The organism is Candidatus Protofrankia datiscae, assembly GCF_000177615.2.
Lineage (GTDB): Bacteria > Actinomycetota > Actinomycetes > Frankiales > Frankiaceae > Protofrankia > Protofrankia coriariae.
Window position 1 is genome coordinate 852,693 of record NC_015656.1, and the last position, 13,764, is coordinate 866,456.

Here is a 13,764-nt window from a genome sequence, read left to right on the forward strand (position 1 = left end):
GCGCTGTTGATTCCGGCGTGGTCGATCAGGCTGCCGTCGAGTTCTGCGCCGGTGCGCCCGGTAGCGTCGAGATTTCTGTGATCATGCCTTGTCTCGATGAGGAGGCGTCGGTCGGGATCTGTGTGGCCAGGGCATTCGCCGGTATTGCCGACACCGGGCTCACCGGAGAGGTGATAGTCGTCGACAACGGTTCCACGGACATGTCGATTCCGGTCGCCCGTGCGGCCGGCGCACGGGTTCTGACCGAATCGCGGCAGGGTTACGGAAATGCCTGCCTGGTCGGATTCGCGGTGGCCCGGGGCTGTTATCTGGCGATGGGGGACGCCGACAGCTCGTACGATTTTCGTGAGCTTGCGGCGCTTGTCGAGCCACTGCGGGCCGGGCGGGCCGACCATGTTCGCGGTTCCCGTTTCAGCGGGAAGATCATGCCAGGTGCCATGCCCTGGTCGCATCGCTATCGGGGCAATCCACTGCTCAGCGGGATGCTCAACAGGCTCTTCGGTGCCGCCTCGTCCGACGCGCACTCCGGGATGCGCGCGTTCACCCGTGCCGCGTACGAGCGTATGCGGCCCCGGTGCGCGGGTATGGAGTTCGCCTCGGAGCTGGTCATCCTGGCCGCCCGCTCCGGCCTGCGGGTCGCGGAAGTGCCGATCACCGATCACCGCCGGGTCGGTGTGTCCAAGCTCCGTTCGCTGCGGGACGGCTGGCGGCATGTCCGTTTCATGTTGCCGCTCGCGCCCCGCAGCCTGTTCGTCATCCCGGGCCTGCTGTTGCTCGTTGCTGGTATGGCCGGGCAACTGGTGCTCCCGCTGCTGCTTCCCGATGCCGGTCCTCGCCGTTTCGACGTCCATTTCTGGGTGCTGTCCGCGATGGTCGCCGTCCTCGGCTGGCAGGTGGTGCTGCTCGGGGTCTTCACCGACATCCACAACCGCGTGTCCGGCCGGGCCGGCTACTCGCGTCCACCGCTCGCCCGCGGGTACCGGTACTTCACGCTGGAGCGTGGCCTGGCGGCCGGTGGCGTCCTGTTCGTCGTCGGCTGCGCTGTCGAGGCGGCCGTGCTGGGACGCTGGATCGTCACCGGCGCCGGCGCGTTGGAGCAGGCGCGACCGGGACTGCTGGCGATGACGGTAGCGGTGCTCGGCGCCGGGACCGGGTTCGTCTCCTTCTTCCTGCACCTGCTGACCACGGAAGGCGTCGCCGCCGCCCACGGCGGCACCGGGAGCCCACGGCCCGGCGAGCCAGCGAGCGGGCGAGCACCCAGTAGCCGACCGGAGGACCAGTCCCCGGAGCCTGGCCTGCCGAGCGACGGAGCCGGCGCACCGAGGAGCGGGGTCGGTACGCCGGGGGACGGGCGATGACCGCGGCGGCCATGACCGCCCCGCCGGGCGGGGTCGACCCACGGGTACTGGAGAACCACCTCGGCGGTGCGGCCGCGGCCAACTACCGGCGTTTCGAGCTCGATCTGGTCTCGCCGCACTGCGGCCGACGGATCCTGGAGGTCGGGTCGGGGCTGGGCGAATTCGCCGCGGGCCTGCGCGGATACGACCATCTGACCGTTTCCGACACCGACGCGTTCTGCCTGCGGGCGCTACGTGAGCGATTCGCCGGGCGGCCCGACGTCGACGTGATCGCGCTCGACGTGACCGGGTCCGTCCCGGCCGGGCTTGACGCGTCTGACCGCGACGCGGCCGGTTCAGAGCCGGACGGGTGCGGGACCGGTTGTTCGTGGTACTGCTGGCCGGCGGCGCGCTGCTGCGGGCCACGGCGTTGTTCGCCTGCTGGCCGGCCCTGGAGTTCTACGGGGACTCCTACTCCTACCTGTGGTACGCGAAGGAACTCCGCCCGGGCCAGGTCAGGCCGTTCGGCTACTCCGCGTTCCTGAAGCTGTTCTCCTGGTCGCCGTCCATCGCGGTCGTGCCCGTCGTCCAACATCTGCTCGGTCTCGGGATCGGAGCGGCGCTGTACGGCCTGTCGGTGCACCGGGGGCTGTCCCGCAGGTTGGCCGCCGCGGCGGCCGCGCCGGTGCTGCTGGACGCCTACCAGGTGAACATCGAACAGATGGTCATGGCGGAGACACTCTTCGCGGCGCTGCTGACCGCGGCGGTCCTGGCGCTGCTGTGGCGTGAGCGCCCGAGCGGGAGCATGTGCGCCGGGGCGGACGCGCTGCTGGCGGCCGCCACGCTCACCCGCTCGGTCGCGCTGGTGCTGCCGGTGCTCGCCGCGGTGTACCTGCTCGCCCGGTCGGTCGGGGTACGCCGGCTCGTCGCCTTCGGGGCGGGCGTCACCCTGCCCCTGGCGGCATACGCGGCATGGTTCGCCGCCGTGTACGGGAACTTCGCCCTGCAGAACGCCGACGGGTTCTTCCTGTGGGGCCGGGTCGCCGAGTTCGCGGACTGCTCGCGCATCCAGGTGACACCCCGCGAACTGCCGCTGTGCTCACCGCACCCGCCCGGGGAACGGCCCGGCCCGAACTACTACGACTGGGACGCGAACAGCCCACGAGCCGCCTTCGGCCCGTTCGGCGCCGAAACGAACACGGTGTTCCGGCGGTTCGCCCTCAAGGTGATCGTCGCGCAGCCGAGGGAGTACACCCGGCTGGTGGCGCACGACGTCACGCACTGTTTCGAGCCGGTGCGCCGTGTCGGCTCCCGGGACTGGTACCTGGCCACCTGGCAGTTCCGGGCGGGGCATCCCGATCCCCGCTGGCAGATACACCGGTCGCTGCGGGACTTCGACGGCGCGGTCACGCCCCGCCGCCACGACGCGGTCCTGGGCGGTCTGCTGCGCGGATACCAGTCGGTCGGATTCACCCCGGGGCCGTTGCTCGCCGGCTGTGTGCTGATGGGTGTGCTGGCGGCGATGGCCGCCGCCGGCTACGGGCTGCTCCGGATCCGTCAGGACTGTCTGCTGCTGGTGGGGATGGGTCTGGTTCTGCTGGTGGTGCCCTGCGCGACGGCGGTGTTCGACTATCGCTACCTGCTGCCGGTACTGGTCTGCCTGCCGCCGGCCGGGGCGTTCGCGGTGGCGCAGCTACGGCTCGTCCGCGCGCGGACCAGGCCGGCCGGCCGCCGCGCCGGGCCGGATCTGCCGACCCGGCCGGAGCCACCCCCGGGCCCGCCCCCGGACCTGGTCGGCCGGGCGGGCCGGACCGGCTGGCGGCGGCGCGTCAGATCCAGCCGGGGAACCACATCCTCACCCGCCACGCCGAGGTCGGGATCACCTGCGCCGCCATGATCGGATAGAAGTAGACGAACAGCAGCACGACGACGATCGCGTAGATGCCGACCGTCAGCGAACCGACCAGTCGCCGCAGGTCAGAGGCTGTTCGGGGGCCCAGGGCGACCCCCGCGAGCGCGGTCAGCCCGAGAATGAGGAACGGCAGCAGCGGCAGCGCGTAGAACAGGAACATCGTCCGGTTGGGGAAGGCCAGCCACGGCAGGAACGACGTTGTGAAGCCGACCAGGACGAGGCCGGCCCGCCAGTCCCGGCGACTGACCCACAGCGCCAGCACCCCGACCAGCGCCAGCACCCCGACCCACCAGATCGCCGGATTGCCGATCGCGAGAATTTCCCGGGAGCAGCCGGCCGGGGAGGTGCACCCGGGCTCCCCGGCCTTGGGCGTGCTGTAGAAGTAGGCGACCGGCCGGCCCAGCACCAGCCAGCTCAGCGGCTTGGACGCGTACGGGTGCGAGGCGTCCAGGTGCTCGTGGAAGTGGAAGATCTGCTGCTGGTAGTACCACCAGCCGTGCAATGCCGCCCACACGCCGTCACCGAAACGGTGGCGGTTGTAACCGCCGTCGGTGACGAACCATCCGGTCCACGTCGCGAAGAAAACGATGACCGGGAGCGGTATGAAGCTCACGAACCACTGCGGCCCGTCCCGTCGCACGGCTGCCAGGACCGGCCGTCGCGCACCCGCCGTCCGGCGTGCCCCGGCATCCCAGGCGATGGCCAGCGCGGCGAATCCCACGAGCGTGTAGACGGCGCTCCACTTCACTCCCAGGGACGCACCGAGACACAGTCCGCATGCCAGCCGCCACGGGCGCGCGCCAAGACGCGCCCCGAAGCGCAATTTATTACTATCTGTCTTGTAGAGGCTACTTAGTGATTCTTGATTGTCGTTTCCCGCTTCGGATACGTCCTTGCTCGCTTGCCCGCCGAGGGGGATGTTGCTGGCGTCCACGAGGCCGGCGGCCAGCCTGGCCCGTCCGTGATCTCGGTCGAGGACCAGGCAGGCCAGGGCCAGCACGAGCCCGGTCATCAGGAAGATGTCGAGGATGCCGATCCGGCTCTGGACGAACGCCAGGCCGTCGAAGGCGAGCAGCAGGCCGGCGAAACAGCCGAGCAACGTCGAGCGGAACATCCGCCTGGCGATCCGGGCAAGCACGAGCACCGCCAGCGTCCCCGCGACCGCGGAGGCGAAACGCCAGCCCAGTTCGGGACTGCCGTGGCGGATCCCGGCGCAGTCGGTGTACCCGAAGAGCCACTCGGACACGGCCATCAGCCACTTGCCCAGCGGCGGATGGACGACGAACCCGGGGCCGTCGCACCCGCTCTTGATGTCGCTCAGCTCGTAGCCGTGGGTGAGCAGGCCGTAGGCGTCGTGGGTGTAGTAGACCTCGTCGAAGTAGATGCCGCGCGGTTCGGTGAGCTGCCAGAACCGCAGGACACCGGCGACCGCCGCGATCGCCAGCGACGCGAGCCAGCCGGCGAGCCGGTCTGTTGGCATCGGCGGTGCCAGCCGCTCCCGCTGGCTCAGGCCATCGCGATTACTTTTAGTGACGACCGTGGTTCGCGGCTCGCCGCCGTCCACGATCGGATAGGTCGCTGTCACCGCCACCGCATCAATGTAGGTGGTGGCACCTGGCAGACTCGGCGGGTGTCCGGAACTCTGGTGCTCTGCGGTGCGCCGATCGGTGACGTTCGCGATGCCAGCCCCCGCCTGGGCGAGGTGCTGGCCCGCGCCGACATCGTCGCGGCCGAGGACACCCGCCGCCTGCGCCGGCTGACCGCGGCCCTCGGCGTCACCATCACCGGGCGGGTGGTCTCCTGCTTCGACGCCAACGAGTCCTCCCGCGCGGACTTCCTGCTCTCCCACCTGCGCGCGGGAGCCACCGTCGCGCTCATCACGGACGCGGGCATGCCGGCCGTGTCGGATCCGGGTTTCCGGGTGGTGGCCGCCGCCGTCACGGCCGGGGTGGCGGTGACGGTCGTTCCGGGGCCGTCCGCGGTGACCGCCGCGCTCGCTGTCAGCGGGCTGCCCACGGACCGTTGGGTGTTCGAGGGTTTCCTGCCGCGCCGGCCGGGCGAGCGCCGGTCACGCCTGGCCGAACTGGCCGGGGAGCGGCGCACACTGGTCATCCTGGAGGCTCCGCACCGGCTGCCCGCAACACTGGACGATCTTACCGCGGCCTTCGGACCCGACCGCGCGGCCGTGATGTGCCGCGAACTGACCAAGACCTGGGAGGAGATCGTCCGGGACGATCTCGGCGCGCTGGCGGCATGGGCCCGCGAGCGGGAGATCCGGGGCGAGATCACCCTGGTGGTGGCGGGCCGACCCGGGACGTCGTCGCAGCCGCAGCCGCAACCGGGCACGCCGGCCGCGGCCGTCCTCTCCGCCGCGCTCGCGGCGGAGGTCGCCGCCCGCGAAGCCGCCGGAATACCGCGCAAGACGGCCCTCGTGGCGGTGGCGGCCGAGCACGGGGTCCCCCGCCGTTTCGTCTACGACGCCGTCCTCGCCGCCAAGAACGACCGCAGCCGAACCGATCGGGGACATCAGCGCGGGTGAGCGCCGGCCCGCGCCGGACGTCGGCTGGCTGGTCCGGCCATGCAAGGGCCTAAACGTCCTGTTGCGGGCGCTCGCCGCCGGCCTGAACCGTCCTGGGTTTTTTAGAGACCGGGCGGTTCAGGCCGGTCGTTGCATTGCACCGGGCATCCATCGATATAGCCCCCAGGAGCATCCACGCCCGGCTTCCGCATCATCGTGGTACTCCGGACACGGACAACCTGAGAAGGTGTTTCGGTCTGACAGTGGGGTGCTGGTGAGGGAATGGCCGCCGGAGGGGTCAGCAGTTTCGTTGGATGGTCAGGGCCTTGATCATGGCAGCCCATTCGTAGCTGATCGCGTATGGCCAGCCGCGTAGTCGTGGGGAGACGGTGACGAACAGGGCGCGGCCCTCGTAACACCGTTTCACCCGTAGCCGCGCCCGGGTATCCTGCGGGGTCCCCACCACGATCATTACGGATCGCCAGCCATAACGGGTGGCCAGTTCCGCGGTCATCCGTGCCTCACCCTGGGTGGTGACCGGGTCCGGGCGGAAGCAGATCACCTGTATGCCGGGCAGGGCGGCCGGGCACGGGTCGTCGGCCCCGGGCGGGGTCGACACGGCCAGCACCGGTGCGTACCCGGCCCGGACCAGTTCGATCGCTCTGGCCAGCCGGCCGGGGCTGCCGGCATACATCACGATCGCGTCGACCGGCTCCGGGGCATCCCGGACCGGCCAGACGAACAACCGCCCGGTCGCGGTGAGGAACAGCACGGCGGCCAGGCCGATCCCGATCCCGACCCGTCCACCCGGCACCCGTCCGAGCCAGCCTCGCGTCCGAGCGGGCCGGTCCGGCATCCGCCTGAACCAGGCTGGCATCTGGGCGGGCCGGTCCGGTGTCCGTCCGAACTGGCCCGAAGCCCGGGTGAACTGGCCTGGTATCCGGGCGAGCCTGTTCGGTGTCCGTCTGAACCGGCCTGAAGTCCGGGCCCGGAGCGGGCGATGTTCCTGCCGGCCTGGGGTGGGACCCGGCATCCACCCGAATCGGCCCGGCTGCCGGGCCCGGGCGAACCGTCCCGGCAGCCGGACGGGTCCGCCCGGCTTTCTCATGAGGCGGTCATGGCGTGCTGCCGCGCCACCCCGATCCGCGAGCGAGGGTAGGCCAGTGGAGACTGCGCCCGGTCGGCGGGCCAGACCACATGCGCAACATCGTCCCGCCACTGCACGAGATGGCTGTGGTGACCGACCTGGAGGCCGGTGGCCTCGTCGAGACGGAAACGGCCCAGCAGAGTGGACGTGTCGAGCGTGCGCGCGGCGGCGAGCACATGAGGGTCGTCGGCCCGGCCACTCGCCCAGACACAGCGGCCCAGAACCAGCCCGGCCGCGTAGGCCACCGCCGCGGTCGCGGCCGGCAGTTGGTCGTACATCCGTTGGTAGCAGGCAACGAACTCGGACACACTCGGACCGGTGCCAGCATCCGCGGGCAGCCGTGGTGACCAGGCCCGCGGGCCCAGCAGGCCGTCGCGGCGATCACGCAGTGCGGTCAGCGCGCCGTCATGCCCGGCGGTGGAGAACGCCGCCGCCCGCCACGGCCTGCGCAGCAGCACCTCGGCCGCGGCGTTCTCGTCGTCCGGATCACCCTGGACGATCAGAACGTCCGCGGGCGGGAGCCGGCGTGCGGCGATCATGACCCGGCCGGGACGGAACACGCTGGAGGCGACCTCGAAGCCCAGCCGGGCCGCGGCGGCCCGCACGACGGAGACGACTTCCAGCGCCCGGTCGTCGGAGGCCAGCAGCACCGTGACCCTGCGGGCCTGCCGGTCGGCGGCGCGGACCGCGGCGAGCAGCCCCCGCGTCCACGTCGAATGAGGGGAGAGCAGATTGACGACGTTCGGGAACGCCTGGCGGACGAACCGGGTCGAGGGCGCGCCGATGTTGAACACGACCCGGTCGGTGGCGGCACACGCGGCCAGCGCGCTGCGCTGACCGTACGGACCGAAGATCACATCCGGCCGCGCCGCGGCCGCGGCACGCATCGCCGCCGCGGGATGCGGATGCGCGTCGTACGCGGTGACGTTGATGTCGTCCCACGGCGGCGGAAGCTGCTCATCACGAGCCCACAACGTGACCGCGCGCAGGGTGGTCAGACCGTGGACGGCCGCCGGACCAGTCAGCGGAGTCACCAGCGCAACAGCGAGCGACGAGGACATCGGTACCTGTCTACCAGGTGATGGGACTGCGATGTTCAACAGTGTGCCGACGTTGTTATGACACCCCCGCCATGGGGGTGGCTTGTTCCGGCGTCTCGGCCGTGGACGCGGCGGGTGGACGGACGGGCGTCCGGGCTTGGATCGCTCGTCTGCCGTCCGCTTTCCGCGGTTCCGTAGGATCGGTCCGACGGAGCGCTTCCGCCCGGGGCGTTCCCTGTCAACGGGGAGCGCCTTGGTCGACACGTCCCGCGTCACCGGCGGGACGTGTCGGAAGAAAGGTGGGTGAGCGGTAGATGGCACGCGACGGTGGACGCCGTGGCGACCCTCCGCCCGAGCCGCCGCCGTTGTCGGTGGAGGTGATCGACAGCCACTGCCACCTCGACATCATGGGTGGGGATGTGGCAGTGGCCGTCGCGGCGGCACAGGCCGTCGGTGTCCGACGGCTGGTGACGGTGGGAGTCGACCTGCCGACCAGCCGTTGGCAGGCGCAGGTCGCGGCCGGGCATCCCGACGTCTACGCCGCTGTCGCGATCCACCCGAACGAGGCTGCCAGCGGCGTGGACGAGGAGACGTTCACCGAGATCGCCGAACTGGCCGCGGCGCCGAAGGTACGGGCGGTCGGGGAAACCGGCCTGGACTACTACCGCACGCCTGCTGAGCGGCACACCGCTCAGCAGGACAGCTTCCGCCGCCATATCGTGATCGCCAAGCAGACCGACCGCACCCTCATGATTCATGACAGGGAGGCGCACGAGGACACACTGCGTATCCTCGCCGAGGAAGGCGCGCCCGAACGAGTGGTTTTCCACGCCTTCTCCGGAGACGAGGCCATGGCGAAGGTCTGCGCCGACGCCGGCTATGTGATGTCCTTCGCCGGGAATGTGACGTTCAACAACGCGCAACGTCTGCGGGACGCTGCCGCCGTTGCGCCCCGTGACCTGCTCCTGGTCGAGACGGACGCCCCGTTCCTCACTCCTGTGCCGTGGCGGGGCCGGCCGAACGGCCCATATCTGATACCGCTGACGCTGCGTGTGCTGGCTGCTGCTCGCGGGGAGGACGTCGACGCCCTGGCGTCGGCGATCGCCGCCACCTCCGAACGAATGTTCGGGCCCTGGTAGCCCCCGACCCGGGTACTCCCGTCTCCCCGTCGTCCGATATGGGCACTCCCGCTCTGCCGCCTTCTGCTCTGGGCTTTTCCGGTCGGCTGTTTTCCGGTACGGATTCTTCTGGCATGGATTCTTCCAGCACGGGTTCTTCAGCTCCGCTGTCGTCCGGCGGGTCGTCGTCTGGTTCGGGGCTGCCCGATGGTCTGCTCACACCGGCGGACGTACGGTCGATCAGCGCCGCTGTCGGCATACGGCCGACCAAGCGCCGTGGTCAGAACTTTCTCGTCGACCCCAACACCGTCCGTCGGCTGGTACGCCTGGCAGGTGTCGAGCCGGACGAGACCGTCCTGGAGATCGGTCCCGGGCTGGGCTCGCTGACCCTCGGTCTGCTGCCGGCCGCCCGCCGGGTCGTCGCGGTCGAACTGGACGAGGCGCTGGCCACGGCACTGCCTGCGACCGTCACGGCGCGGCTCGGACCAGCGGTTGCGGCCCGCCTGACCGTGCTGGCGGCGGACGGGCTGCGCCTGGAGCCCGCGGACATCTCCGGCGACCCGCCGAGTGTCCTCGCCGCGAACCTGCCCTACAACGTGGCTGTCCCGCTGCTGCTCGGCGTACTTGAACGCTTTCCGTCGGTCAGGCGCGGGCTGGTCATGGTGCAGGCGGAGGTCGCCGACCGGCTGACCGCGTCGCCAGGCGGGCGGGTGTACGGCGTGCCGAGCGTGAAGATGGCCTGGTACGCGTCGGCGCGGCCGGCAGGTCCGGTGCCGCGGGCGGTGTTCTGGCCGCAGCCGAACGTCGATTCGTCCCTGGTGGCGTTCAGCCGTCATGATCGGCAAGGGTCGCCGCGGTTGCGCCGGGCCGTTTTCGCCGCGGTGGACGCGGCCTTCGCGCAGCGCCGCAAGACGCTGCGGGCGGCGCTGTCGGGCTGGGCGGGATCGGCGGACCAGGCCGAGCGTCTCGCGCTGGCCGCGGGCATCGACCCGTCCGCCAGGGGCGAGATCCTGGACGTGGCCGCCTTCACCCGCCTCGCTCTGGCCCGCCTCGATCCCGAATCCAGGATTGGGATCGAGACTGAGGCCGAATGACGGCAGGCCGGCTCTGGCCGGCGGTATGCCAATAGCACTGAATATCGGTAGCACTGAATGCCGGTAGCACTGAATGCCGGTAGCACTGAATGCCGGTAGCACGGGCGTCGTCCGTCATCACCGGCAGAATCCTGGTCTGGAGTACGGAGCCCGACGAAGGCGTGTTTGTCGCTGGGTACGTTTTCAGTCCGGTGAACGTATCCAGCGACAAACACGTATCGATCTTCGATGGTGCCCGTGCCCGTCCCGGGCGGGTGGATTCTCCGTACCTGAGCGGGCAGGCCACCGCCGCGGGCCGCGCCGCGCGTTCCGGGTGGGCGAATCCCCGGATGTGCTCAGCGCACGCGACTGTCGTGGTGCGCGTCCGGGACGAGTTTCAGCTCGACGGCAAGGCGCGGGCGTGCCACGGTCCCACGGACATACGGCAGCGCGACTTCTTCGATGGCGGAGCGGATCCGGTGGACGTCCGCGTCGGGACGCACGGTCACGACCACCTGCAGCAGCGGCTGCTTCTCGCTGCCCAGCAGCCGCGCGTGCACCTGCCGGACTCCGTCCGCGCCGGCCAGCTCGTTCTCTACTGCCGCGGCGAAGTCCTGACCGTCCACCTGGACATGCCCGAACCGGTCGTCCGTCACGTGCAGCCTGGACAGCCGGCTCGAGGAGAACTGTGCCGACAGCCAGATCAGCGCCAGCAGCACAACCACGGTTGTGGCCACTCCCACCACCGGCCAGAACCAGCTGTGACTGTTGGCAAAAGAGCGATTGCCCGGAGTGGGAATTGGCTGGTCGGTGGCCTCTGTCCCGAACACGCCGTTACCGGCTAGCAGGATGACCACTCCGGCGCCCAACAGTGTCAGCCCCAGCAGGGTGAGTATCACCCGGTTGAACCGGTCGACCCTGTGGGTGGCCGGATGCCGACGCGACCGGGCCGGACCGGATCGCACCGGTTCCTCGACGTTCGCCACGTTCTCCACCTCGCTCGGCTTCGTCAGTGCTCCCAGCCGAGGAATCGGGCTGTCGGCCCATGGGTCGTCACTGACCGAGATGGCGGTTCCGCTCATCGTTCCTCCTCCCGGCCGCCTGCCGGATCGGGCTGGCCGCTTGTCGGGTCAGGCTGGGGCAGGTCCAAGCCCCCCGGAGATGGCACGCGTCGCGTCGGCGTGCCGAAGTTGGCCGCTGCCACCGGCGCGGACGACGCGGGCGTGGGAGCACCTGGCGCCGTGGAGGATTCCGCGGTGGGTGACGCCGCGGCAGGCGGCACAGCGGCAGGCGGCACAGCGGTGGTGGGCGTACCTGAGGTGACATCGGATGCTGCGGGAGGCGGGACGGCGGGCGCTGGGGGGATCAGGGCCACCGGTTCTGGCACGACGTCACGGTCACGGACAGGGTGCTGGGATGCCTTGGCCAGCACCTTCACCTTCGGTACGGCCAGCAGGCCGCGGAACGCCCGGTGGCCACGGACCCGCTCAAGTACCTGCGCGGAGGTGTCCGCGCCGCTGCCGGGGAGCAGTTCGACCACGACTGTCGCGGTGCGGCGCTGGAGACGTACCTTCGCCCAGCTGACACCGTCGACCTCCGCGGCGGCGTCACCCAGCGCGTGCCTGAGAGCGGAACGGGAGACGAACCCGTGGGTATCGGTCGAGACCGGTTGTAGCGCGAGCCATTCCGGCTGGCCACGCCGCAGTCCCAGGACGAGCAACAGCGCCCCGGCTGTGATCGCGGCGACGGCGAGAACCGTCAGGCCAGTGTCGGACCAGGTGTTACGTGCCATGACGTTGGCGGCCGACTGCCAGTTGACGACGGCGTACCTCTTGTCCAGGGCCGCGTTCACCATCTCGACTATCGCGATCACGCCGGCCGCGGCAAGGAGCGCCGCCAGCAGCGCGCGACAATCCGGTTTGTCAGGCGCACAGTGGTGACCTTTCATGAGCTACCGCACCCGGGTAGCCGGAGCCAAACCGGGATCCGGGGCGGACACGTCGATGTCGGGACGGGTGCCCCGCGGACCGGCGAGATCGGCTGCCTGCCGGGTCACCCGTGTTCACACTCCACCGCATATCTGCATGATTCGGGCAGAGTACCGAACGGGGGACAACATGGAAATCCGGGCTGTGCCCCGGCTGATGGGGCCTGCCGGGTCGGCACAGCGCAGGCTCGGTGCCGGTAGCCGCCAGCGGGTGAGCACTTTCTCCCCGACCGGACCACCGAGCCCTGACATGAGCCGACATCCGGATGGGCGGACGGTCGTCGCCGGCCGGCCGTGCCCGCCGGGGAAGCTGGCGGGCACGGCCGGCGGATTCGATGCTTCGGGTGGTCTCGGCCGCGGTCTTCTCGCCGACCACTGGCATGACCAGCCACCCGTGTGCATCGTCTTACCCGGCGGTGGCGAGGACGCTCGTTTCTTACCGGCCGGATAGGTTCGTTGGTGCCCGGTGTCAGAACACGCCTCAGGAGCGAAGGAGAGTCCGCTGTCTCGGTCTCACCGGCACCCTTCCAGTGCCGCCGGCGCCGACCGGCCGTCCGCGCCCGTTCCGGGCAGCCGGGTGACTGTCCGTACGCCGGCCAAGGTCAACCTGCATCTCGGTGTCGGGGCACGCCGCGACGACGGCTACCACACGGTCATCACAATCCTGCAGGCCGTCTCGCTCTACGACGAGATCACAGTGGCCGCGGTCGACGGCGCCGCGGTCGACCCGGACGCCGTGGAGCCCGCCGTGTCCGTGGAGGTCACCGGCGAGGGAGCCGCCGGGCCGGCGGCTCCGCTCGTCCCGCTGCCCGGGGCGTCCGGTCGGCCCGGGCCGTCCTCGCAGCCTGGCGACGCGGTGGCGAGCGCGGCCGCGGCCCGGATCTCCCTGGTCCCGACCGGGGTGGACAACCTGGCCGTCCGCGCGGCTCACGTACTTGCCGCCCGTGCCGGTGTGCGGGGGGCGGCAGCCCACATGACCATGGCCAAAGGCATTCCGGTCGCGGCCGGGATGGCCGGTGGCAGCGCTGACGCGGCCGGTTCGCTGGTCGCCTTCGACGTCCTGTGGGGCACCGGCCTGGACAGGTCGGTGCTCTCCGAACTCGCCGCCGGGCTTGGCAGCGACGTGCCGTTCCCGCTCGCGGGTGGGACGGCGCTGGGTACCGGCCGTGGCGAACAGCTCACGCCGGTGCTGGGGCGCGGCGAATATCACTGGGTGTTCGCGCTGGCCGACGGTGGCCTGTCCACCGCGTCGGTCTACGCCGAGTTCGACCGGTTGTCGCAGGGACGCCTGCGTACCGAGCCGACCCCGCCGGACGCGGTGCTGGCCGCGTTGCGTACCGGTGATCCGGTCGAGCTGGGCCGGGCGCTGGTGAACGACCTGCAGCCGGCCGCGCTGCGGCTGCGCCCGTCATTGCGCCGGGTGCTGGAAACCGGCGTCGAGCTCGGGGCGGTCGGTGCCATCGTCAGTGGTTCCGGGCCGACCTGCGCCTTCCTGGCGCGGGACGCGGAGCAGAGCGTGGCCCTGGCGGCGAGTCTGGCCGGGATGGGTGTGTGCCGGGCGGTACGTCACGCGCACGGCCCGGTATCGGGCGCGCGTGTGGTCGATCCGGGTGGTTCCGCCGGATGACCGTG

11 protein-coding genes are annotated in these 13,764 nt (G+C 70.8%); 6 read left to right on the forward strand and 5 right to left on the reverse strand.

Annotated elements, in window-relative coordinates; all coding sequences use genetic code 11:
- The first annotated feature begins 17 nt into the window (after positions 1-17).
- A complete protein-coding gene (locus tag FSYMDG_RS03575) occupies positions 18-1,358 on the forward strand; it encodes a glycosyltransferase family 2 protein (RefSeq protein WP_237702968.1) in 1,341 nt (446 codons plus the stop codon).
- A 361-nt stretch (positions 1,359-1,719) separates the two neighbouring features.
- Positions 1,720-3,234: a hypothetical protein gene (locus FSYMDG_RS03580; protein WP_165440835.1), complete on the forward strand. Its 1,515-nt coding sequence runs from the start codon at positions 1,720-1,722 to the stop codon at positions 3,232-3,234.
- Here the strand turns inward: FSYMDG_RS03580 and FSYMDG_RS03585 are convergent.
- A complete protein-coding gene (locus tag FSYMDG_RS03585; RefSeq protein ID WP_013872230.1) occupies positions 3,167-4,840 on the reverse strand; it encodes a dolichyl-phosphate-mannose--protein mannosyltransferase in 1,674 nt (557 codons plus the stop codon). The two genes, FSYMDG_RS03580 and FSYMDG_RS03585, sit on opposite strands and share 68 nt — an antisense overlap.
- A 39-nt stretch (positions 4,841-4,879) precedes the next feature.
- On the opposite strand from FSYMDG_RS03585, the gene rsmI reads away from it, so the two are divergent.
- Complete coding sequence (rsmI, locus tag FSYMDG_RS03590; protein ID WP_050803318.1) at positions 4,880-5,788, forward strand: 16S rRNA (cytidine(1402)-2'-O)-methyltransferase; 909 nt, start codon at positions 4,880-4,882, stop codon at positions 5,786-5,788.
- 277 nt (positions 5,789-6,065) lie between these two features.
- On the opposite strand, the gene FSYMDG_RS03595 is transcribed toward rsmI, so the two are convergent.
- Together FSYMDG_RS03595 and FSYMDG_RS03600 are read right to left on the reverse strand one after the other, a co-directional pair.
- Positions 6,066-6,644 (reverse strand): YdcF family protein, encoded by a 579-nt coding sequence (locus FSYMDG_RS03595; protein WP_237702970.1) that lies wholly within the window; start codon positions 6,642-6,644, stop codon positions 6,066-6,068.
- Between the two features lie 227 nt (positions 6,645-6,871).
- Complete coding sequence (locus FSYMDG_RS03600; protein WP_013872233.1) at positions 6,872-7,975, reverse strand: ABC transporter substrate-binding protein; 1,104 nt, start codon at positions 7,973-7,975, stop codon at positions 6,872-6,874.
- A gap of 293 nt (positions 7,976-8,268) precedes the next feature.
- Between FSYMDG_RS03600 and FSYMDG_RS03605 the strand changes: the two genes are divergently transcribed.
- Both FSYMDG_RS03605 and rsmA read left to right on the forward strand, forming a co-directional pair.
- On the forward strand, positions 8,269-9,093 hold the full coding sequence (locus tag FSYMDG_RS03605) for a TatD family hydrolase (protein ID WP_013872234.1): 825 nt from the start codon (positions 8,269-8,271) through the stop codon (positions 9,091-9,093).
- A gap of 113 nt (positions 9,094-9,206) precedes the next feature.
- Positions 9,207-10,166, forward strand: coding sequence for a 16S rRNA (adenine(1518)-N(6)/adenine(1519)-N(6))-dimethyltransferase RsmA (gene rsmA / locus FSYMDG_RS03610; protein WP_013872235.1), 960 nt, complete (start codon positions 9,207-9,209; stop codon positions 10,164-10,166).
- Positions 10,167-10,501: 335 nt separating this feature from the next.
- On the opposite strand, the gene amaP is transcribed toward rsmA, so the two are convergent.
- Both amaP and FSYMDG_RS03620 read right to left on the reverse strand, forming a co-directional pair.
- The gene (gene amaP / locus FSYMDG_RS03615; protein ID WP_013872236.1) at positions 10,502-11,227 is read right to left on the reverse strand and encodes an alkaline shock response membrane anchor protein AmaP; all 726 of its coding nucleotides are present in this window, start codon (positions 11,225-11,227) and stop codon (positions 10,502-10,504) included.
- The gene (locus tag FSYMDG_RS03620; RefSeq protein ID WP_013872237.1) at positions 11,224-12,093 is read right to left on the reverse strand and encodes a DUF6286 domain-containing protein; all 870 of its coding nucleotides are present in this window, start codon (positions 12,091-12,093) and stop codon (positions 11,224-11,226) included. The genes amaP and FSYMDG_RS03620 overlap by 4 nt, the downstream gene beginning before the upstream one ends.
- Positions 12,094-12,709: 616 nt before the next feature.
- Here FSYMDG_RS03620 and FSYMDG_RS03625 point away from each other — a divergent pair.
- On the forward strand, positions 12,710-13,759 hold the full coding sequence (locus FSYMDG_RS03625) for a 4-(cytidine 5'-diphospho)-2-C-methyl-D-erythritol kinase (protein WP_050803319.1): 1,050 nt from the start codon (positions 12,710-12,712) through the stop codon (positions 13,757-13,759).
- Positions 13,760-13,764 lie beyond the last annotated feature (5 nt).

What these genes read in the sequence shown, in the direction of transcription:
- FSYMDG_RS03595 (WP_237702970.1), bottom strand. Translation starts at nt 6,644, where the DNA reads ATGCCAGCCTGGTTCAGGCGGATGCCGGACCGGCCCGCTCGGACGCGA.
- FSYMDG_RS03600 (WP_013872233.1), bottom strand. Translation starts at nt 7,975, where the DNA reads ATGTCCTCGTCGCTCGCTGTTGCGCTGGTGACTCCGCTGACTGGTCCG.
- FSYMDG_RS03605 (WP_013872234.1), top strand. Translation starts at nt 8,269, where the DNA reads ATGGCACGCGACGGTGGACGCCGTGGCGACCCTCCGCCCGAGCCGCCG.
- rsmA (WP_013872235.1), top strand. Translation starts at nt 9,207, where the DNA reads ATGGATTCTTCCAGCACGGGTTCTTCAGCTCCGCTGTCGTCCGGCGGG.
- amaP (WP_013872236.1), bottom strand. Translation starts at nt 11,227, where the DNA reads ATGAGCGGAACCGCCATCTCGGTCAGTGACGACCCATGGGCCGACAGC.
- FSYMDG_RS03620 (WP_013872237.1), bottom strand. Translation starts at nt 12,093, where the DNA reads ATGAAAGGTCACCACTGTGCGCCTGACAAACCGGATTGTCGCGCGCTG.